Here is a 20,826-nt window from a genome sequence, read left to right on the forward strand (position 1 = left end):
AGCGACGGGCCTTCTGTCCGGCCGCTCAGGAGAGTACCCAATCGAGCCGCCTGGTAGAAAAGGAGACAGGCAAAGTCAGTTATCGTTTCGAATGGAGTTGGCGGTGCAAGAGTTGCGCGCTGCGGGGGGCGTGTGTGCCGCCGGACCAGAAGCATCGCACCCTGGTGGTGGGTGAGTATCACACCGCGCTCGAGCGGAGACGGCGCGAGATGAAGACTGAGGCGTTTGAGCAGCGCAAGAAACACCGCAACGCCATTGAAGGCGCGCGCTACCGGGGATTGAAGAAAGTGCAGCTACAGAATTACTTTATCGGGGCGGCCTGCAATGTCAAACGATGGATTCGGAGAGTGCAGTGGGAGATGAAGCAGGCTATCCCTGCGGTTCCCACGGTGCTGGAAAGTTCCTAACGGAGGAGACCCGTGGCCCGGCACGGAACAAAGCCGGGCCAGAGCAAAACAAATCGCTGAAAAAACGTGAAGTCTTGAGGAAATCCTCGCTTGGTTGGGATGGATTCCCTCTTCCGCCAAAACTCGTCGCCGAAAAACAGGGGGTTTTGCAGCAGAATCTCCAATCTCCAATTGAGATCTGGCGTTTCAGAAGGGCTTGGCTAAGTGCTGGTCCGTCTCCATTTAGGGTTCGAGCCGCTGGATGGCCCCGGAGACGGTGACTTGGCCCAAATATGTCGTAGTGAATAACATTGGGGTCTTTCCAATCTCCATTTGAGACTTAGCGTTCTGGAAGCTCTCGGCTAAGTGCTGGTCTGTCTCCATCTTTTCTTCGAATCGGTGGATGGCGCCGGAGACGGTGACATGATCCAAGTCTATCGTACGGTTGAAAATGGAGATTGGGAAGGCGCGACCCTATTCGTCTGAGCACCCCGATTCATCGGGGTGACAACGAGTTCAAGAGAATGAAAGGGGAACCGTTTTCAACGGTTTCCTAAGAGCGGCCCAGTGCAATGGAAAAGCGGCCATCCTGTATGCGACTCGAGCCAACCATCGCAAACCGATAAATCGGTTCAAAGACCGAAGGAGGAAGAGCCGCGAACACCCCGATGAATCGGGGTGCTCTGAAGATTCGACCAAGGAAGATTTCAGGACGAAAATCATTGGAGTATGATCTTTCTAATCTCCAACTGACATTTGGCGTTCTGGAAGCTCTCGGCTAAGTGCTGGTCTGTCTCCATCTTTTGTTCGAATCGATGAATGGCGCCTGAGACGGTGACATAGTCCAACCCCCCTGCTAGAGCGCCCAACTGTTTGAGTCCCAGCCCCCCATAACGGAATGCCAGAGTCAAGACCAGGTTGCGGCCCCAGCCTCAAAAGAGCAAACTCCAAATTCCAAAATCCAAAATCCAGATAAAATCCAAGATCCAAATTCCAAATTCCACGTACGACCGAGACTGTGAAATGGACGCTGTCCATCACAGGCATGCGAGAATTCGAGAAGTTGAGGTCGCGAGAATTTAGTCCTCGAGAATTTAGGTCTGCACTTTTCTACAATTCAAGTTGGCCTATCCCTCCTGCCCGCTCTGTTTTCAATCCATGAAAATTAGATTCTGAAATTTGTCCGGCGGCCGGCGGTTCTTCCTTGACGGCAGGCCTTGGCCGGTTTAGGATATGCAGATGTTCGCAAATGCATCAACATAGAAATGCATATAATTGCGGGAACTTCATGCGACAACAGCTCAGTCAGTTCAAGGCGGAGTTCTTTAAGGCGCTGGCCCACCCCCTGCGTGTTTCCATTCTCGATGCGCTGCGCGAGGGCGAGCTCACCGTCAATGAAATCAGCCGGCAGTTTAGCGTGGAGCCGGCCAACGCGTCGCAGCAACTGAAGATCTTGCGGAGCAAGAACATCGTCGAGACCCACAAGGAAGGATCAAACGTTTATTACGGCGTCGGGGATCCCACCCTGTTTAAGCTGCTCGATGTGGCGAGGGAGATCTTCAACCGCCAGCTTCTCGGGGTTCGGGGCATGCTGGAGGAGTTGGAAGCCCAGCCGACCGGACGGCGGAAGAGACGTTGACCGGGACCATCAGATACGATGACGACCTTATGGAAGAAGATTCTTAAGACGCCGCTGGTACTTGAGCCCGTGGCCCCCTCACCGGGAGATGCCTCCATCGAAATTCTGGGCCGGTCCGTCAAAGAACGCGTGTCGGATCGGTTGGGTCGTTCTCTGCACATCCGGCAGGTGGATGCGGGATCCTGCAATGGCTGCGAACTGGAGATCGCCGCCTTGAATAACCCTTACTATGACCTGGAACGGTTTGGGCTCCACTTTGTGGCCTCGCCTCGCCATGCGGATTGTTTACTGGTGACCGGTCCCGTGACCCGCAATATGGCCGATCCACTCAAGCGGACTTATGAGGCCACCCCCGACCCCAAGCTCGTTGTGGCCATTGGCGATTGCGCGAGGGATTGTGGCATCTTTGCAGGAGGATACGGAGTCCTGGGATCGGTGTCATCCGTTATCCCGGTGGACATCGTCGTCAGCGGTTGTCCTCCCACTCCTCGAATGATTTTGTTGGGGATCTTTGCGGCGCTGGAGCGCGGTGATTAGTTCTTCATATTTGAATCGGCGCCTTCGGAAATATCGAACATGATCCAAATCGGCGAGGCACAGTTACTCCGTTTATTGGCGGTGGCCCTGGCGTGTTTTATGGCTGGCGCCGTGGGAGTGCTGGTGTGCGCCCGCTCGCCCCGTTTTGCACGCCGGGTTGGACATCTGGTGGCTATGCTGGGAGGGTTGTGTATTCTGCTCCTCAGCCTGGCCGGTTTGGCCGGGAACACGTTTGGCCTCTTCCTCCCGCGCCTCCTTCCCACGGGCGGCTTCGCTTTGGGGATGGATCGGTTGAGTGCGTTCTTCTTGTTGGTGATTGCGATCGGCGCCCTCACCGCCTCGATCTATGGATTGGCCTATACCCGGGAATATGAGGGGAAGTATTCACTGGCGGCCTACGGGTTCGCCTTTAACTTCTTCCTTGCGGCCATGGTCCTGGTCGTCCTGGCTCGCAATGGGCTGACCTTCCTGATCCTGTGGGAGGCTATGTCATTGGCGTCGTACATTCTCGTCATGACGGAAAGCGACCGCGAAGAGACGCAACGCGCCGGGTGGACTTATCTGGTCATGACGCACGCAGGGTTTGTCTGCCTCCTCGCGGGGTTTTTGTTGATGGGCCGTTATGCGGGTACGATGGATTTTGCACGCTGGCATGCACTCGCCGCAGGCTGGCATGGAGCCGCGCCTCACGCCGTCTTCCTGCTTCTGGGCATAGGGTTCGGCTCCAAGGCGGGGGTCATTCCGCTCCACATCTGGCTGCCGCAGGCGCACCCGGCCGCTCCCACACCCGTTTCCGCTTTAATGTCCGGAGTCATGATTAAGCTGGGCATTTACGGGCTGGTGCGCCTCGGGTTCGACTGGCTCGGCCCGGGACCGGCGTGGTGGGGAGGAGCTGTGCTGATCGTCGCGGCCATCTCGGCCGTGCTGGGCGTACTGTACGCCTTGGTCGAGCATGACCTGAAGCGGCTACTTGCTTATCATAGCGTCGAAAATATCGGCATCATCTTACTCGGGGTGGGCGCGGGAATGTTGTTTCAGACATATGGATTTCCCGCGCTTGCTGCCCTTGCACTTGTAGCCGGGCTCTATCACACGTTGAACCATGCCATCTTTAAGAGCCTGTTGTTCATGGGTTCCGGCGCCGTCCTGCAAGCGACTCATACCCGGAACATGGAAGAGATGGGCGGACTCATCAAACGCATGCCCCAAACCGCCGCCTGTTTTCTGGTCGGCTCAGTGGCGATTGCCGCGCTGCCTCCGTTCAACGGCTTCATCAGCGAGTGGTTGACATTTCAATCCCTGTTGCTCAGCTTTCAGATTCCCGCACGCGCTACCAACCTCATTTTTGTCCTCGCTGTCGCGGCGCTCGCCCTCACGAGCGGGCTTGCTGCGGCCTGCTTCGTCAAGGCGTTCGGCATCACGTTTCTGGCGTTGCCGCGCAGCGAGCACGCCGAACGCGCCCATGAAGTGAGCTTCAGTATGCGCGCGGCGATGGCCCTGCTGGCGATTGCTTGTCTCGGACTGGGCGTCGCCCCCTTTCCCTTATTGTCCTTTTTGAACCGGGCGACGTCGGACTTGATCGGCGCCCAGGCGGACGTGCAATTCCATTGGACGTCGATAGCGGCCCATGGAACGTTCGCGACGGTGTCGCCGCTTTGGGTGGCTGCCGCGCTGCTGGTGCTGCTGGCAGCGGTACCGGTCGGCCTGCGGCTCAGCCGTGCCAATCGGCGCGGTCGCACTTTTGAAACCTGGGGGTGCGGACGGGCGTTACAGACAGCGCGGTTTGAGTACACGGCCACCGCGTTTGCCAATCCGTTCAAACGCGTCTTTGGACTGCTCTATCGTCCAGTCAAGGAGCTTGACATCGAATTTCATCCTGAATCCAGGTTTTTCATGAGGACCATCGCTTACCGGAACGAGGCGCGGTCGATTTTTGAAGATGCCCTCTATCGTCCGCTGACGCGTTTTGCGCAATGGCTCGGAAGGCGGGCGCGCGTTTTTCAGTCGGGCAATGTTCATGTTTATCTTCTCTATATTCTGATCGCGCTCGTGGTGCTGCTGTTGCTCGCTCGTTAGCCGGTTTGAGGAGGTCGGGTGAAAAGACGCTGGAGAAACAAATTTTCCATCCAGAAGGAATCATGCTGATCGGGATCCTGATCGAACTCGCTCAACTCTTGATTGTCGCACTGGGCGCCCCCTTACTGGTGGGTGTGATCCGCAAGGTCAAAGCCCGCTTGCAGGGAAGACGCGGCGCCGGCCTGCTGCAGCCGTACTTGGACATGCGGAAGTGGCTGGTCAAAGAAGCGGTGGTGTCCGAGAACGCGTCTTGGATCTTCCGGTTTACACCTTATCTCCAGGCTTCGGTCATGTTGCTTTCGGCGCTTCTGATCCCCCTGCTGACGGTGCAAACCCCGCTCGGATTCACGGGCAATATTATCGTGTTGATGTATCTTTTTTTGCTGGCGACGTTTTTTCTTGCGCTCGCGGGACTGGATGCGGGGAGCGCCTTCGGCGGGATGGGATCGAGCCGCGAAATGACCATCGCCGCCCTGGCCGAGCCGACCGTGATGATCGCGATTTTTGCCATCGCCCTGAGGGTCGGCAGCACCAGCCTCGACGAGATTATCCGGCGGGGAGCGGCGGAATCGCTGCTGTTATTGAACCCCGGCCACCTGCTCGCGTTCATTGCGCTATTCATTGTGACCCTGGCAGAGACCGGGCGCCTGCCGATCGACAATCCGTCCACCCATCTTGAACTGACGATGATCCATGAAGCGATGATCCTGGAGTACTCCGGCCGTCACCTCGCGTTGATCGAGTGGGCATCCGGCATGAAGTTGTTCCTTTTTCTCTCACTGCTGGCCAATCTGTTCTTTCCCTGGGGCGTGGCCATGAATCGGGATGGGCCGTCGGTTTTGCTGGCCTGTGTCGTTTTGGTGTTGAAGGTGGGCCTGCTGGCCGCAATCATCGCCGTTTTGGAGACCTCGGTGGCCAAGCTGAGATTATTTCGTGTTCCCGAACTGCTCAGCGGATCGTTTTTGCTGGCGCTGCTGGCCGTGGCGTCCTTCTTCTTTGTCCGGTGACGCGAGGGTGAATTCTGGAGAGGTTGTGGGGGGGCTGGGATTTGAATCCCTTGCAGCACGTGAAATTCTAAGGATTTTATGATGGCATCGATTCTCTTTCCGAAGCTGGTGAATTTACTTTCTTTTATTTTCCTGGGCACCACCTTCCTCTTGATCGTGCGCAGGAACTTGGCAGGGCAAGTGCGCTTGTTCGCGGTGCAGTCAATCGTGCTGGCTGTCCTGGCGGCCCTGGTGGCCGGGTTTACGCGGAGTCTTGAGCTGTTTGCGGTTGCGATCGCGGTCGTGCTCCTCAAAGGGGTTGTGATTCCTCGTGTGCTGAATCGTGCGGTGACGCGGATCGGCCTGCAGCGAAGCGCGGCGCCCTATCTGGAGACCCCGGCGTCGCTGGCGATTTGCGGTCTGCTGGTGTTGCTGTCCTTTTACGTGATGGCGCCGTTGACGGATACCAATCGCCTGCCCACGGCCGACGCCATCCCCCTGGCATTCGCCGGCGTTCTGATCGGTATCTTCATCACCATCATCCGGCGCCGTGCCTTGACCCAGATTCTCGGATTCCTGATGCTGGAGAACGGCATCTTTCTCCTCGCGCTTCTGGCCACATACGGAGTGCCGTTCATCGTGGAGCTGGGAGTTTTTCTCGACGTGCTGGTCGCAGTGCTCATCATGGAAGTGTTTATCTACAAGATCAAAGAGAATTTCGACTCCATTGAAGTGGATCAACTCGGAAAGTTGAAGGGCTAATGCTGGTTGCTTTGCTGATAACCCCTCTTATTGTGACTGCGGCGATGGCCGTGCTTCGTCACCGACGAGTGCTGGAGTTCATCTACGTTGCCGGAGCGCTTGCCGGACTGGGAATGGGAGGGGTGGTTTCGCTGCGGGTGTTTCGGATGGGTTCCCTGACGGTCGCGACGCCCATGGCGCTCCATGCCCTGGCCGGGATTCTCCGCGTGGACGCCCTTTCCGCCCTGATGATCCTGGTGGTGACGTTTTTAGGGGCGATTGCAGCCATTTACAGCATCGGTTATATGCGAGCCGAGTCCAGCGACGGATTTCACTCCCCGGCCAGAACCTTCTTTGCACTTTTTCACCTTTTTCTATTTACCATGTTGTTGGCGGTGACCACCGACAACCTGGGGGTCATGTGGGTGGCCATTGAAGGGACGACCCTGGCCACTGTGTTTCTGGTCAATCTTCATAACACCCGGACCTCCCTGGAAGCCGCGTACAAATATCTGATCGTGTCTTCGATCGGCATTGCGCTGGCTTTCATCGGCACGGTCCTGATGTACTATGCGGGCACCTCGCGGGCCGGGGTGATCGGCTCGAACTGGACATCCCTTCGGGCCATGGCCGGCCAGCTCGATCCTTCGCTGGTGCGCCTGGCCTTCGCCTTCATCCTGATCGGCTATGGGACCAAGGCCGGTCTTTCGCCCATGCACACCTGGCTTCCTGACGCTCACAGCGAGGCGCCGGCCCCGATCAGCGCTTTGATGTCGGGGGTCCTGCTGAATGTCGGCTTGTATGCCCTCATCCGCTTTAAGATCGTCGCCGATCTCGCCATCGGGCCGGGATTCTCATCGCGTTGTCTGCTGGGGCTGGGGCTGTTGTCGCTGGCCGTGGCGGCCGCCTTTCTCCTCTCGCAGCGGAATTACAAACGCATTCTCGCTTATTCCAGTGTCGAGCACATGGGGATCATCTGCCTGGGTCTCGGGTTTGGCGGAGCGTGGGGTATCCTGGGGGCACTGCTTCACGTCCTCAACCATGCGTTCTCGAAGTCGATGCTGTTCATCCTGTCCGGAAATATTTATTTGAAATACCAGACGACCGATATCCGCCGGGTGCGGGGTTTGTTGCGGACCCTGCCCGTGACGGGAATCGCGTTTCTTATGGGGACCTTGGCGCTGGTTGGACTGCCTCCTTTTGGACTGTTCATCAGCGAGTTTCTGATCTTTCGGGCGGGAGTGGACGCGGGAATGATGGCCGTTGTGGCAATCGCGATCTCCCTGCTCGTGGTGGTATTCGCCGGAATGATGGCAAGTGTTAACTCGATGCTGTACGGGCCCACCCCCGAGTCCTTGGAGCGGGGCGACCCGCTGGCGTGGTCTCTCGCGCCGCTGGCCATCAATGGCGGACTGCTTCTGCTGCTCGGACTTGTTTTGCCGGTGGCGGTGATGCGAGTCCTTGACCAGATCATCAAGATCTTTGGAGTTTAAGGTGGCCGACACAGAGACGATTACCCGGGAACTGCAAGGCGCAAATTTGGGGCTGACCGCGATCGAGCAGGTCACAGCGCGGGAGGTCCGCATCACAGGAGGGAGAGACCTCATCGTCCCGGTCGCCGAGTGGCTGCGGGATCGATATCAAGCCCGTCCTGAAATGATTTGGGCCGAGGACACGCGCGCGGAGGAAGGGTCATTCACTCTGCGTTATCTTTTCGAAGTGGAGGGCGCGGATGCCTTCATCCTCCTATCAGTATCCGTTCCGGCAGGCGATCGCACTTTCCCTTCACTGGCCACGCGGTGGTATTTAGCCAGCCGGTTCGAGCGTGAAATCCACGACCTGTTTGGACTGGTCCCGCTGGAACACCCCGACCTCCGGCGCTTGCCCCTCCATCAATTCTGGCCTGCGGATTTCCATCCGCTGCTCAAAGATTCCTCCCCGCCCTCCCGGTTCATCGACGACGGCTCGCCGTTTCCGTTCCGTCGCGTGGAGGGAGAGGGAATTTATGAGATCACGGTCGGGCCGGTTCATGCGGGGATCATTGAGCCCGGCCATTTCCGGTTCAGCGTGGAAGGCGAAACGATTATCAATCTCGAATCGCGCTTTTACTTTGTCCACAAGGGGATTGAAAAGCTCTTCGAAACGCTTCCGTGGGAACGTGGCGTCGAGCTGGCGGAACGGATTTCGGGGGATTCCAGCGTGGCACACGCTATGGCTTTTTGCCAGGCCGTGGAAGCCATCGCCGGGACAACCCTTCCTCAGAGGGCGGCCTGGTTGCGCGTGGTCGTGCTGGAGCTCGAGCGGCTCTACAACCACATCGCGGATGTGGGCGCCATCTGCACCGATACCGGGTTTGCGTTCGCCAACGCGCATGCGATGCGCCTGCGTGAAGATCTCTTACGCTTGAATGATCGGCTTTTCGCGCACCGCCTGTTGCGGGGTGTATTGACCCCGGGTGGTGTCCTTAAGGACTTGAACGACGTACAAAGGGCAGAGGCACAAGCCGTCCTTTTTCGAGTGTTGAAGGATTTCGAAGAGATCGTCGAGATCGCCCGGACCAACGCCCTAGTCATGGATCGATTGATCGGGACGGGCCTGTTGACGCGTCGCACGGCACAAGAGATGCAGGTCGTTGGAATGGTGGCCCGTGCCAGCGGCATTGACGCTGATGTCCGGCGTGACCACCCCTTTGCGGCCTATCCACAACTCGAGGTTCGGGTGGCCGTGAGGGCTGAGGGAGACGTCTGGGCGCGAATGATGGTCCGCGTGGAAGAGGTGCGCGAATCGGTTCGGCTCATCGAAGAAGCTTTGCAGAAGTTGCCGGAAGGAAAGCTCTGTGAAGCGGTGGCAGGGGAAGGGATAGAAGGAGGGGCTCTTGGCCTTGTGGAAGGCTGGCGCGGGCCGGTGGCGCATTGGGTCGTCGGTGCTCGGAGGGCTTCTCCGTCGCGGGTGAAGATCAAAGATCCTTCCTTCGCCAATTGGCCTGCCTTGAATTATGCCATCTTGAGAAATATCGTTCCCGATTTTCCACTGATCAATAAGAGTTTCAATCTCTCTTATGCCGGAAACGACCTGTAAGGATCCTTCGATTTAAGCAACCCATATTTCCATAAGGAGACCTGATATGAAAAAATTGCTGGTTTGCGCGTTCTTCCTGCTGGTCGCAACACCGCTGTTTGCGGCCAAGGCTTGTGAAGAGCTGAAGTCGGAGATCGATGCCAAGCTCCAGGCCAAAGGGGTAAAGAACTACACCCTGGAAATTGTCGCCAATGAAGACGTCAAGGATGGAAAGGTCGTTGGAAGTTGTGATGGTGGGACAAAGAAGATTGTTTATACACGGAAGTAACTGGCCATCCCGCATCAGATGACTCACACACATTCCGCCAAGGCGGACGATGTATGCGCCAGCCACAATCTCGACGGGAACAGAGATTCGGGCCAAGCTTGCCGGCCGGAAGGCGGGTCCGAGCGCCGGCGCCATGGCGAAGACGGCTCGAACGCGCGGATCACGATAGGAATCGCTCGCATGTCGGAGAGCGGCCTGAAAGTCCGGGTCCGTCTTTGAGAGCCGATCGAAGTCCTCAAACAGTTGAGGGAATTCAGGCGGACTCTTGGAGATGCCGTCGGCGCGCGGCGACTTGCAGAATTCAGTGAAGGCCGCACATACATGATCGTTTACCTGATTCTCGGAGCGACTTACGCCTTTGCGGCGGCGGTACAACCCGGCGCGCTTCAAACCTATCTCGTTTCTCAAACCCTGAGCAATGGCTGGCGCCGTACAATGCCGGCCGCCCTTTCGCCACTGATCAGTGATGGACCGATCATCTTGTTAGTGCTTCTCGTCCTGAGCCGTGTACCGGCGGGGCTCCAACAGGTGCTGCGGTTTGCGGGCGGGGTGTTTCTTCTTTACCTGGCGGCCAGTGCGTGGAAGACATGGCGGAACTACGCAGGAACAGTCCCGGCAGCCGCTCAATCTCCACGACAAAGTCTGTTCCGGGCCGCGGTTGTCAATCTGCTGAACCCGAATCCTTATCTGGGCTGGAGCCTGGTGTTGGGCCCTCTCCTGCTGAAGGGATGGCACGAGACCCCGGCGCATGGGATCGCCCTGGTGGCAGGCTTCTATCTCACCATGGTCCTGACCTTGGCCGGATTCATTATGCTTTTTGCTGCTGCCCGGAATCTTGGGCCACGAGTGAGCCGCACCCTGATCGGTGTGTCGGCCATTGGCCTGGCTTGCTTCGGCCTCTATCAATTATGGGCAGGGACGAGGGGATTGTGGTAGGACGAAAATTCGAAGGAGGACAGTTTTAATGAGTTAGCCACGAGGACATTTCTAATGAGTCCAAGCGAGGACTTGATCAAAGAGTCTCGACAGGTTTGAGGCTGCACCTTGACTGGCCATTCGCATAGTTTTAAACTTGGGTTCGGAGAGTTAATCGCACACCACACCCCTGACGGATTTCATCAAGACATTCCGAGTTTGGATCAATGGAGGCTATTATGCGGAGATCATCTTCTTTTTGGATTTTCTTCTTTTCCTTGTCCATCTCTATGGCTGGCCAGGAGGTTCCGAGGCTTGAAATCTTTGGAGGCTATTCACATTTTCGAACCCCCAGCGGATCCTTCAGCCGCCAGATTGGGGGGACAAGTGCCTCGATCCTTGACAATGCAAACGTGAACGGTTGGGAGGCGTCGATCACCGGGAACGCAAACCGGTGGTTGGGAATCGAAGGTGATTTTGCGGGCTACTATGGGAAAGTGACAACGCAAGTAGTGATTTTTCATGTCAACCCGCCAGGAGTCACTTCGACGCCATTCAACGACACGGCGAAGGTCAGATACTACTCTTATCTGCTTGGGCCTCGGCTTTCTTACCGAGGAGATGAAAGGTTCACCCCGTTTGTCCATGCGCTCTTTGGGGGTATCCGCCAGACCATCGAAGGTCCTCAGATCTCAACCGGAGGGGCACAGACCTCGTTCGGCATGGCACTGGGAGGAGGTCTGGATGTCAAAGTCGCGGAGCATGTGGCCCTCCGTATTTTTCAGGCTGACTATGTGAGGACCCGATTCGGATTTAAGGCGGAGAACGACCTTCGGTTGTCGTTTGGTGCGGTCTTCCGGTTTTGAGGCAGATTGACCCGTCAATACCTGCCGGGAGGACGAACCTCTTATGATTGAGTTCAGCAGTGGGTCCATCGAATCCTCCTGACACCTCATCGCCCGCCGCCAGGGAGTGGGACAGCCACTCTATCCAGGCTGGCAACACAGTTTTTCCGCAGCAGCATGTAGAATCCCCGTTATACTCGGCTTACACTCGGGGCTTTCTTATCTTCATTTCGAAGGAAAACCAGCCATGGAAGAAAAGAAATTCGAGCCGGTCGTCCGGGCGGACAGCGACATGAGGGAATTCACTCCACGAGCGGTGGTGCTGGGTGTAATCATGGCGATGTTCATGGGAGCGGCCAATGCCTACCTGGGCTTGAAGGCCGGGATGACGATTGCCGCCACCTATACGACCGCTGTCATTGGCATGGCCATCATTAAGGCGCTCAAGGGGACCCTGCTGGAGGAGAACTGTGCCCGCACGGTCGGCTCCATTGGCGGCAACATCGCCACGGGCGCCATCTTTACTCTTCCGGCTTTTTTCATCTCCGGGATCTGGCTGCCGTTTTTTAGCAGCCAGCATTACCTGTTTTCGACGGTGATCCTTGTGGTGGGCGGGGTGCTCGGCATTATGTTCGTCACCATTACGCGCCGAATCCTGGTGAGCAACGTGGAACTCCCTTTTCCCGAGTCGGTCGCAGCCGCGGAGATACACAAGGCCGGCCAGAAAGGCTCGGGCGGCTCCCGGTATCTGCTTTCGGGAATGGCGGTGGGTGCCCTCTTCACCCTGCTGACCGAATTCAAGATCATCGCCTCGAAATGGCAGAAGGTTCTTTCCGTCGGGAAAGGGTCGGTGTTGTTGCGCGGCCCGGAAATGAGCCCGGCTTTTCTCGGCGTGGGTTATATCATCGGCCCCAAACTGGCTGGGATCAACTTCAGCGGCGGGGTGCTGGCCTGGGGGCTGTTGGCGCCGGCAATCGCTTTTTTCCTGCATTACCATGAGCTTTCCGCGGTTGCCAACTGGGCGGATGAGATTACCCTGATCTGGAAAAACTATGTTCGGTACATTGCCATTGGGGGCATGCTGGTGGGGGCCTTTTACACGCTCTTCAAGATGAGAAAGAACCTGGTGGAAGGCATCTCCCGCTCTTTCTCCACGCTGACACACACCCGGGACGCCGGGGATGCGGTCGTGCCGCGCACGGACCGGGACATCCACGCCAAGTGGGCCCTGACGGCCATTGTCGCCATCGCCATCCTCGTTTTCTTTATCTTCAATGCGTTTGCTCACAATGCCGCCGCCGCGGTGGTTGCCGCGGTCATGACGTTGATCCTGGGATTCGTATTCGCCGCGGTGTCCGGCTACCTGGTCGGCATCATCGGGGTGAGCAGCAATCCGACCAGCGGCCTGACCGTGTCGGTCTTGATTGCGGTCGCCTTCGTCAGGGTGCTGATGGGACTCAACGGAAGCAGCGGCGTCGCGGCGGTCATTGGCGTCGCCGCCTTCACTTGTGTGTCGGTCTCGGTGGCGGGCGAGATGATGCAAGATTTGAAGGCGGGGCACATCCTCGGCTGCACTCCGTGGCGCATGCAGCTCGGCGATATCTTCGGAGTCCTTGCGGCCGCGGTCGTCATGTTTCTGGTGCTCTCGGTGCTTCACCTGGGCGACATCAAGCAGCAGGTTTCCGAAACGCTGACCCATCTTGAAAAAAGTAACATCCAGGAGGTGACCTACAAGGGCAGTAGTCCCGGCATTAATCGACGAGCTTACACGCTGGCGGAAATCAGGGTCCTCGCGCCCGAGAAACAGAACGAAATCCTAGGGACGAACGCCGGCTTCGGGGGTGAAAGAATACCTGCCCCGCAGGCGAGCCTGATGGCGGTTGTGGCCGGCAGCATCATGCAGGGGAAGACCGAGTGGATTCTCATCCTCATCGGCATGTTCATGGGACTCGCATTCATCCTGATGCAGGTCAAAAGCCCCATGCTCATCGCCGTTGGCATGTACCTGCCGATCGACACCTCCTTCGCCATTTTTCTGGGAGGGGTCTTTAAAGGGATCGTGGAGCGCTACACGGAAGGGCGGAAGCTGTCGGGAGAAGAAAAAGAAAAGATCGGCAATACCGGCACCCTGCTTGCTTCGGGACTCATTGCCGGCGAAGCCCTTATCGGCATCCTTTTTGCGGCCCTCGCCTTTGCCGAAATAAAACTCCCCAAAGTATTTTCCAACCCGGGTTACCGACTGAGTCTTTTCGGCATGGCATTGATCGGATCGATCCTGGTCGTTACGTCTTTACGGAGATTGAAGAACACCAGGGGATGAGCCCACAAGAAACCTCCCGTGGGACGTTTGGATCGCCCCGCCACGATGGCAATACTGCCGCCCGCGTGACATCTCGCGGGATTATTGTGAATTCCGCTTGAATTCACATCAGTCAAGGTCTAGACTTTTTATCGGCCAGACGACCTGCCCCTGAAAATCGTCCTACGGCCAATCGCCTGACCCAAACGGGCCCTTTCCACTGAACATCACTAATATGATTTTCTCCGGTTGTTGGTTCTAGGAGTTGGCGTTTTCCGTTGCGGGGGTTCTTTCACTTTCGCGGGGAGTAGTCCAGTTTGACGTTGACCCAAAGTACCTCATCTCTGGCTGTGAAAGGGGTGTTGTGTGCGGGGTTATCGACCGACCGCCAGTGCTCACCACGAAGGATTGGAGTGAGATTTCGACCCCAAGGAAACATCGATCTGAGTGAAGCGGGAACTACAAAGTAATACGCAATCTGACGTGTGTGCGGATTGCACAAAGAGCAAGCTAACCCAATCCCCTCCATGAAACCCAATCGGCCCGACATTGTTTTTGTCTTCCCGCCTGCCTACGGGAGTCTGGGCGCGTTTAGAAGTCATTTGGGAGTTGCGTATTTACGAGGTGCGCTCGCCAGGGACGGTATCGTTACGGCCCAATACCACAATGACAATCCGGGACCCGTGGATGCGGTTGCAGCCGAGATACTTGCGCTCAAGCCGCAAATCGTCGGCTTCACCGTGTACGACACCAACTTTCCAACCGCTCTGGCCTTGGCCCGAAGCATCAAGCGGCGACGCCCTGGCGTCCGCGTGGTGTTGGGCGGACCTACTGCCACCTTCTGTTCCAAGCAGATTCTTGAGCGTCATCAGGTGATTGATGCCTGCCTCCTGGGGGAGGCTGAGGAAACAGGGGCGCGGATATTTGCGAAACTCCTGGAGGGCGGCTCTTTCGATACTCTGCAGCCAGGGGTCGCTGTCCGTAGGGAAGGATTGGTTTTCAGTACCGGTTTGCCGCCCCTGGTCGGATCAAAGGGTGGGGTTGCGCAATCGGCGCTCGACACAACGCCGTCACCCTATCTTTCAGGCATACTGACCGATGGACGCGCGGGCATTCTCACGGGGCGTGGCTGCACCCACCATTGTCAGTATTGTGCCTTCGCGGCGCTGGGGAGGAAGAAGCTGCGGCTGCATTCGATCGATCGCGTGGTCGCGGAACTTGAATACATCGCCGCACACCAAAAGCGAACGGGCGAACACTACATCGTTTCAGTTCATGACGACGCCTTCACCCTCTTGCCAGCCCGGGCAAAAGCCTTGTGCCAGGCGATTGCCGAGAGAAAGCTGAGCTTGGCCCTGATGGGTATCACTCGGGCCGACGCGGTTGATGAGGAACTGCTTCGCCTCATGCGAAAGGCGGGTTTCATTAGTCTGGCCTTCGGCCTGGAAAGCTCTGTGCCGTCAGTGCTGCGCGCCACGGGAAAAGTAAGGCCGCCTGACTGGCCCGACCCGGATCTTGGGCCCGAGAGGCGATTTGTTGAGCAGGTCAGGACGAGCGTCCTCGCCGCCAAGAAGCAGGGGTTCAGTGTAGGCGTGAGCATTATTCTGGGTCTGCCGACCGAAACAGCCGAAGACGGCGCCGCCACGCTCCGGTTTGTCAAAGAGCTCCCTATTGATTACTACACGCACAACCTTCTTTGGGTTTTTCCCGGGACGCCGCTGTGGGAATCACACAGCCGATATGGCATCGAGTGCGAGACCAACTCTCAGGGCCTGCCGAATACAACCGGATATGCATACGACCTCGCCCGGGTCAAGCCGCGGCCAAAGTGCACGCGTGAACGGGACGCACGATTCATCAGGTTGCTCACGGCTGACACTCTTTACGGCTGCGAGGCGAGTTTCTCAAGGGGGAAGGGAGCGGAAGTTGTTGTGGTGAACGCGCCGGAACTTACAGCGCCGACGGCTGAATGGCTTTCCCGGGTCTTGAGAATCGGAGGATTTGTGGTCCAGACTTACCCACCGCTCCGGCGAAACGAACTGGACTCCAGGCTCTACCGCGATCGGCGCTTGCTCATCGACAGTCTGGTGCCCGCTCGCTACTACGTCCAGGCCCTGCGAAAGCGGGACAGAATCGCCGATGAACGATGGCTTGCCGGTTGTTTGGCCGTCGATCTCTACCGCAAGCTGAAACCCGGGATCCTTTCAGTCCTATCGTCAAATGGACCGGCCCCTCTTGTCGATTGGGTTAATGGGATATCCACACCATTCGCCCTCTGCGAGGTGACCGAATACCTGCAGCAACCCGACGCGCTGGAACATTTTCTGGATCAGATGGATGAACGCGACCTCGGCGCGCGCCTTCAGCAGATGCCCGTTCCACCCGGTGTGAGATATTCGGGGAGATGGCAAAAGAGAAGGGCTCCGTGCCGGCGATTGACGCGGATGGAAGTCGATTCGCAAGGGATGGTGCGCACCTGTCGCCACGGCGAACCCATCGGCACGGTGGGAGACACCCGAGACAGGCTTTCCCGGCGGCTGGCCGGGGTCGTCCACGAAGTAGAACAACGGCGGGGGTGCGCGAAGTGTCCCAACACGCATTGTCCCCGTTGTCCGTTTCCCGGAGTTAAGGATCAGGTCTATTGCCGCATCATGACTAAACAGCCTCGAATCCTGCGCTTCCTGGACTTGACGGAGTTGTACTCCAGGTTGCCCATCATTCTTGAAAGTCAAGCTGATCGAATGGAGAGCAGTGAGTCGTTCACTAAACCGCAAGGATAACCAACCCAAGGAGGCGCTCTATGCCATCAAAACCAAGTATTGAGAAGTTGGTGAGAAAACACCTGGGAAAAGAATCCGCTGGCAAGCTGCTGAAAAAGATCGATGCGATGGGCAAGCAGGGTGTGGCCCGAGCGAAGGTCGAAAAAATGATCTCCGCACAAATCGAGAAGGAGATCTGTGCTGTCATTGCCAAGATCTCAAGCTCAAAACAGATCAGCGGAAAACTCAAACTAGCCCTGAAAGCGGGTACAGAGGCTGTCGCTGCAGTCACGCCGAGCACTTAGATCAGGGAATCCGGAGTCAGGAGAATCAAGAAGTCACGTCACCACAGTGAAGGGGTTTTGACGGCTAGTGGTGCCGGTGGAACGGCTCCCTCTGGGCCGTCTCCCCTTCTCTATGGGATTGAGGTGGAACTGCTCACACAAGGCTGGAGTTTGTTTGGATCAATCGGGTCAAGCCTTTATGAAGCCCGGAGGTGAGCAATCTCGCTAAAGGCGGGCGTCTGACTACAAAAGCGTTCAGATCGAGCACGCTCCAAGATCCTTCAAGCCATTGGACTCCGATCCCCCTCTTCTACAGAATCCACTCCATTCCGCCCTTCGCTCAGTCGAGAATCTCCTGTTTATTGTCAGAGGGGTTGCACGCTTGGACTGTTGGGCGAACAATTCCGGTGTCCTCCGGACCTGCCTGTTGAACGGCACAGGCAAGTAAGTTGGCAAGCAACAGAACACCAAGTGCTGTCCATCCTTCGGATTGACTTTCGGCGTGCCGCTCATTAAGGTTCCTGTTTCTTCATCGTCTGCCTCCGAGGCGGAAAGGTCAGCGATAAGGGTGAAAGGCTTAGAAGTGTTGGTGCCCCAATCCTTCGGCTCTGTCCCGAACAGGTGTATAATGAAGATAATTCTTGGGCTTGTTCTTCTCCAGCCAAGGAGTCTTCGTGAAGTGGTCCTCCCCGCAAGAAATTTCACTCCTGCTTCAGGCCTGGCGCGCCGGGGATGAAGCGGCGCTCGACCAACTGATGCCCCTGGTTTACGGGGAGCTGCACCGGCTGGCACATCGCTTCATGGTGAACGAGCGAGAGGAACACACGTTGCAAACCACGGCCCTGGTCAACGAGGCCTACCTGCGGCTCGTCGATGTGAACCGGGTGGATTGGCAGGACCGCGCCCACTTCTTCGCCATTTGCGCCCAACTGATGCGTCGCATCCTGGTGGATTTTGCCCGGTCGCGCGGATATCAGAAGAGGGGCGGCGCCGTGAGAAAGGAGCTGCTTGATGAGGTACAGATCGTCTCGCCTGAGCCGGAAGTCGATCTCGTCAGACTCGATGACGCGCTCAACACCCTGGCTGGATTTGACTCCAGAAAGGCAAAAGTGGTCGAGCTGCGGTTTTTTGGCGGCTTGAGTGAGGAAGAAGCTGCGGAGGTCTTGAAGGTCTCGCGCAACACCGTCAAGCGCGACTGGAGGTTGGCCAAGGTTTGGCTACTCGAGGAATTGAGTGATGAAGGGTGAGATAAAGCCTGAGCGCTGGCAGCAAATCGAACAACTCTTTAACTCGGTTCTGGAGCTGGAACCGGAGCAGCGGGAGGGGTTTCTCAAGGAAGCCTGTGCCGGCGATGGATCTCTTCAGAAGGAGGTCGAACGCCTGCTCGGGCGCCAGCAGCAAGCGGAGGAGTTCATCGAATCCCCGGCTTTGGAAGTGGCGGCCAGGGCCTTGGCGAAGGATCCACGAGGCAAGCTGAATCCCGACCTGAGCGGCCAGTCCCTGTCACACTACCGGGTCAAAGAGAAGATCGGGGAAGGAGGGATGGGCCAGGTCTATCGTGCCTTTGATGATCACCTCCAGCGGGATGTCGCTATCAAGGTCCTGCCCACCGGCACCCTTGCCGACGAGACTTCCCGCCAGCGTTTCCACCAGGAAGCCCTGGCACTCTCGAAGCTTAACCATCCCAACATCGCTACCATTCACGATTTTGACACCCAGCAGGGGGTGGACTACCTGGTCATGGAGTACATCTCCGGCATGACACTCAGCGAGAGGCTCGCCACCGGACCCCTGCCCGAAAAAGAGATCGCCGTTCTGGGCGCCCAACTGGCTATGGGGCTGGAGGCAGCGCATCTGGAGGGGGTGATTCACCGCGACCTCAAGCCGGGGAATCTGCGACTTACCCCCGATGGCCGGTTAAAGATTCTCGACTTCGGATTGGCAAAGCTGATTCATCCCGACAAGCCGGACAAGGCCGCAGAGAGCGAGGCCCCGACCCAGGGCGTGGCCGGCACCCTGCCTTACATGGCCCCGGAACAATTGCGTGCAGAACCTCTGGATGCGCGCACCGATCTCTACTCCGCAGGCGTTGTGCTTTATGAGATGATCACCGGGGAAAGAGCCTTTCAGGAGACGGTCACTCCTCGCCTTATTGACGCCATTCTGCACCAAGCGCTCCCACCCCCTTCCGCTCTCAATCGTCATGTGTCCGCGGGGCTCGAGAATATCATCCTGAAATGTGTCGAGAAAGACCCGGAGAACCGCTACCAGTCTGCCAAGGAATTTGCGGTGGATTTGCGCCGGCTGCTGTCCCCCACTTCCACCACGCACCAAGTCTCCTTTAGAAGGAGAACCATCAAGAAAAGAGTGGTAATCGGCGCGGTACTCTTTGTATCCCTTTTTCTGGCACTGGGACTGGGCCTGGATCTGGGAGGGCTGCGCGATAGATTTTTGAGAGGAATGGGCCGTCAGACGATCCACTCCTTGGCTGTGCTGCCGCTGGTGAATTTTTCCCACGATCCCGAGCAGGAGTACTTTGCCGACGGCATGACCGAATCGCTGATCACCGAATTATCGAAGATCAAGTCACTGAACAAGGTGATTTCGAGAACCTCCGTGATGCAATATAAAGGCACCAAGAGACCGATCCCCCAGATTGCCAAGGAACTGGGCGTGGATGCGGTGATTGAAGGGTCGGCAATGAGAGATGGCAACATGGTGCGTATCTCGGTGCAATTGATTCAAGGCTCCACGGATGCCCATCTCTGGGCTGACAGTTTTGACCGGGAATACAAGAACATTCTCGCGCTTCATACCGATGTGGCCCGAAAAATAGCACAGCAAGTCAATGTCACACTTTCTCCCGAGGAAGCGGCAGGAGGCCCGACGCGGGTGTCCGTGGTCGACCCGGCAGCTTACGACCTGTACCTTCAGGGCCGCTTTTGTTTGAACAAACGCAACAAAGGGGAGATGGAGAAAGCATGGGGTTACTTCCAGCAGGCGATTGACAAAGAGCCGACCTATGCCCCCGCCTGGGCCGGACTGGCAGACACATTGAGCCTGCTGCGAAGTGTGGGCTACTGGGAGATGAAGCCAGAGGAAGTCCAGGAGAAATCCCTGCAAGCAGCGATGAAGGCGGTGGAATTGGATGACAGTTTGGCGGAAGGACATGCCGCCCTGGGCCGGATCTATTTTATTCAAAGGAAATGGACCGCTGCCGGGAAGGAGTTGCAGCGGGCCATCGCCTTGAATCCCAATGAACCGACGGCGCACCAACGGTATGCCTTTTTCCTGCTCAGTGTGGGCCGGCAGGACGAAGGCCTCTCCGAGATCCGGAAGGCAGAGCAAGTGGACCCGAGGTCCATGGTCATTCAAGTCAACCTGGCGAATCATCTATGGTGTCTCCATCGCGGCGATGAGGCCATCTCGGTGTTGCGGCGGGCCATTGAATTGGATCCCCAATTTGCCAACACGCACGGTTTTTTGAAGGTGATCTACGAGGACCGGGGAAGGTTCCGTGAAGCGATCCAGGAATTCGAAAAATTCCATCTTCTCCTAGGGGAGAAGCCGGAGCAGGTGCAGCGCATGGCCACCTCGCTCCGCGACGCCTATAAAGCTGGAGGGGCTCGGGGCTACTGGTTGAAATCAATGGAACTGGTCACGCAGGGACGCCAGGAAGGGGAGGATGTCACCGTTGAGTTTGCCACCACTTATGCTCAACTGGGTGACGTGGAGCAGGCCTTGCAGTGGTTGATGAAAGGCTGTCGCCAAGGGGAAGATATTGCCGTTACGATGCGTGGACCCGAGATGGACAATGTGCGGGCCCACCCGCGTTTCCGGGAGATTCTCGACTGTCTGGGACTCGAGCGGTGAATCCGCTTTGGAGCGTGGGCCGCCCCTGGCCCGCTATGGGTCCCATGGAGTGTCGGCCTTCCGGCCCGAAGTAGGCCCGGAGGTATTTTGCCTCCAAGCCTCGCATCAATTGCCCGTCCCCACATTCCCGGCATTTGAAT

The 20,826-nt window shown here is 57.4% G+C and carries 16 protein-coding genes; all 16 read left to right on the forward strand.

Features of this window, described 5'->3' with window-relative positions; translation table 11 throughout:
• Positions 1-407, forward strand: a 407-nt coding sequence (locus LAO21_17430; protein MBZ5554503.1) for a transposase, incomplete at its 5' end; no start/stop codon positions are given.
• A gap of 1,267 nt (positions 408-1,674) precedes the next feature.
• Positions 1,675-2,025 (forward strand): metalloregulator ArsR/SmtB family transcription factor, encoded by a 351-nt coding sequence (locus tag LAO21_17435; protein MBZ5554504.1) that lies wholly within the window; start codon positions 1,675-1,677, stop codon positions 2,023-2,025.
• 18 nt (positions 2,026-2,043) lie between these two features.
• A complete protein-coding gene (locus LAO21_17440) occupies positions 2,044-2,562 on the forward strand; it encodes an NADH-quinone oxidoreductase subunit B family protein (protein MBZ5554505.1) in 519 nt (172 codons plus the stop codon).
• A 39-nt stretch (positions 2,563-2,601) separates the two neighbouring features.
• Positions 2,602-4,638, forward strand: a complete 2,037-nt coding sequence (hyfB, locus tag LAO21_17445) for a hydrogenase 4 subunit B (GenBank protein MBZ5554506.1) — start codon at positions 2,602-2,604, stop codon at positions 4,636-4,638.
• A 62-nt stretch (positions 4,639-4,700) separates the two neighbouring features.
• Positions 4,701-5,645: an NADH-quinone oxidoreductase subunit H gene (locus tag LAO21_17450; GenBank protein ID MBZ5554507.1), complete on the forward strand. Its 945-nt coding sequence runs from the start codon at positions 4,701-4,703 to the stop codon at positions 5,643-5,645.
• A 78-nt stretch (positions 5,646-5,723) separates the two neighbouring features.
• Positions 5,724-6,386 carry a hydrogenase gene (locus tag LAO21_17455; protein MBZ5554508.1) on the forward strand — a complete coding sequence of 221 codons (663 nt, stop codon included), beginning with the start codon at positions 5,724-5,726 and terminating at the stop codon, positions 6,384-6,386.
• Positions 6,386-7,858, forward strand: coding sequence for a hydrogenase 4 subunit F (locus LAO21_17460; GenBank protein MBZ5554509.1), 1,473 nt, complete (start codon positions 6,386-6,388; stop codon positions 7,856-7,858). The genes LAO21_17455 and LAO21_17460 overlap by 1 nt, the downstream gene beginning before the upstream one ends.
• A gap of 1 nt (position 7,859) precedes the next feature.
• A complete protein-coding gene (locus LAO21_17465) occupies positions 7,860-9,443 on the forward strand; it encodes an NADH-quinone oxidoreductase subunit C (protein MBZ5554510.1) in 1,584 nt (527 codons plus the stop codon).
• Between the two features lie 46 nt (positions 9,444-9,489).
• The gene (locus LAO21_17470; protein ID MBZ5554511.1) at positions 9,490-9,711 is read left to right on the forward strand and encodes a DUF1161 domain-containing protein; all 222 of its coding nucleotides are present in this window, start codon (positions 9,490-9,492) and stop codon (positions 9,709-9,711) included.
• A gap of 321 nt (positions 9,712-10,032) precedes the next feature.
• Positions 10,033-10,647, forward strand: a complete 615-nt coding sequence (locus tag LAO21_17475) for a LysE family transporter (GenBank protein ID MBZ5554512.1) — start codon at positions 10,033-10,035, stop codon at positions 10,645-10,647.
• A 218-nt stretch (positions 10,648-10,865) separates the two neighbouring features.
• Positions 10,866-11,492, forward strand: coding sequence for a porin family protein (locus LAO21_17480; GenBank protein ID MBZ5554513.1), 627 nt, complete (start codon positions 10,866-10,868; stop codon positions 11,490-11,492).
• 226 nt (positions 11,493-11,718) lie between these two features.
• Complete coding sequence (locus tag LAO21_17485; GenBank protein MBZ5554514.1) at positions 11,719-13,791, forward strand: oligopeptide transporter, OPT family; 2,073 nt, start codon at positions 11,719-11,721, stop codon at positions 13,789-13,791.
• A gap of 506 nt (positions 13,792-14,297) precedes the next feature.
• Complete coding sequence (locus LAO21_17490; protein MBZ5554515.1) at positions 14,298-16,550, forward strand: B12-binding domain-containing radical SAM protein; 2,253 nt, start codon at positions 14,298-14,300, stop codon at positions 16,548-16,550.
• Between the two features lie 20 nt (positions 16,551-16,570).
• Entirely contained in the window at positions 16,571-16,834 is a 264-nt protein-coding gene (locus tag LAO21_17495) for a hypothetical protein (protein ID MBZ5554516.1), read from the forward strand.
• A gap of 653 nt (positions 16,835-17,487) precedes the next feature.
• Positions 17,488-18,060 carry a sigma-70 family RNA polymerase sigma factor gene (locus tag LAO21_17500; GenBank protein ID MBZ5554517.1) on the forward strand — a complete coding sequence of 191 codons (573 nt, stop codon included), beginning with the start codon at positions 17,488-17,490 and terminating at the stop codon, positions 18,058-18,060.
• The gene (locus tag LAO21_17505) at positions 18,050-20,686 is read left to right on the forward strand and encodes a protein kinase (protein ID MBZ5554518.1); all 2,637 of its coding nucleotides are present in this window, start codon (positions 18,050-18,052) and stop codon (positions 20,684-20,686) included. Before LAO21_17500 ends, LAO21_17505 begins: the two co-directional genes overlap by 11 nt.
• The last annotated feature ends 140 nt before the right edge of the window (positions 20,687-20,826 follow it).

The organism is Terriglobia bacterium, assembly GCA_020073085.1.
Lineage (GTDB): Bacteria > Acidobacteriota > Terriglobia > JAIQFV01 > JAIQFV01 > JAIQFV01.

Bases quoted from the DNA above. Each gene is read 5' to 3' on its own strand.
- LAO21_17435 (MBZ5554504.1), top strand. From the start codon at position 1,675: ATGCGACAACAGCTCAGTCAGTTCAAGGCGGAGTTCTTTAAGGCGCTG.
- LAO21_17440 (MBZ5554505.1), top strand. From the start codon at position 2,044: ATGACGACCTTATGGAAGAAGATTCTTAAGACGCCGCTGGTACTTGAG.
- hyfB (MBZ5554506.1), top strand. From the start codon at position 2,602: ATGATCCAAATCGGCGAGGCACAGTTACTCCGTTTATTGGCGGTGGCC.
- LAO21_17450 (MBZ5554507.1), top strand. From the start codon at position 4,701: ATGCTGATCGGGATCCTGATCGAACTCGCTCAACTCTTGATTGTCGCA.
- LAO21_17455 (MBZ5554508.1), top strand. From the start codon at position 5,724: ATGATGGCATCGATTCTCTTTCCGAAGCTGGTGAATTTACTTTCTTTT.
- LAO21_17460 (MBZ5554509.1), top strand. From the start codon at position 6,386: ATGCTGGTTGCTTTGCTGATAACCCCTCTTATTGTGACTGCGGCGATG.
- LAO21_17470 (MBZ5554511.1), top strand. From the start codon at position 9,490: ATGAAAAAATTGCTGGTTTGCGCGTTCTTCCTGCTGGTCGCAACACCG.
- LAO21_17475 (MBZ5554512.1), top strand. From the start codon at position 10,033: ATGATCGTTTACCTGATTCTCGGAGCGACTTACGCCTTTGCGGCGGCG.
- LAO21_17480 (MBZ5554513.1), top strand. From the start codon at position 10,866: ATGCGGAGATCATCTTCTTTTTGGATTTTCTTCTTTTCCTTGTCCATC.
- LAO21_17485 (MBZ5554514.1), top strand. From the start codon at position 11,719: ATGGAAGAAAAGAAATTCGAGCCGGTCGTCCGGGCGGACAGCGACATG.
- LAO21_17490 (MBZ5554515.1), top strand. From the start codon at position 14,298: ATGAAACCCAATCGGCCCGACATTGTTTTTGTCTTCCCGCCTGCCTAC.
- LAO21_17495 (MBZ5554516.1), top strand. From the start codon at position 16,571: ATGCCATCAAAACCAAGTATTGAGAAGTTGGTGAGAAAACACCTGGGA.
- LAO21_17505 (MBZ5554518.1), top strand. From the start codon at position 18,050: ATGAAGGGTGAGATAAAGCCTGAGCGCTGGCAGCAAATCGAACAACTC.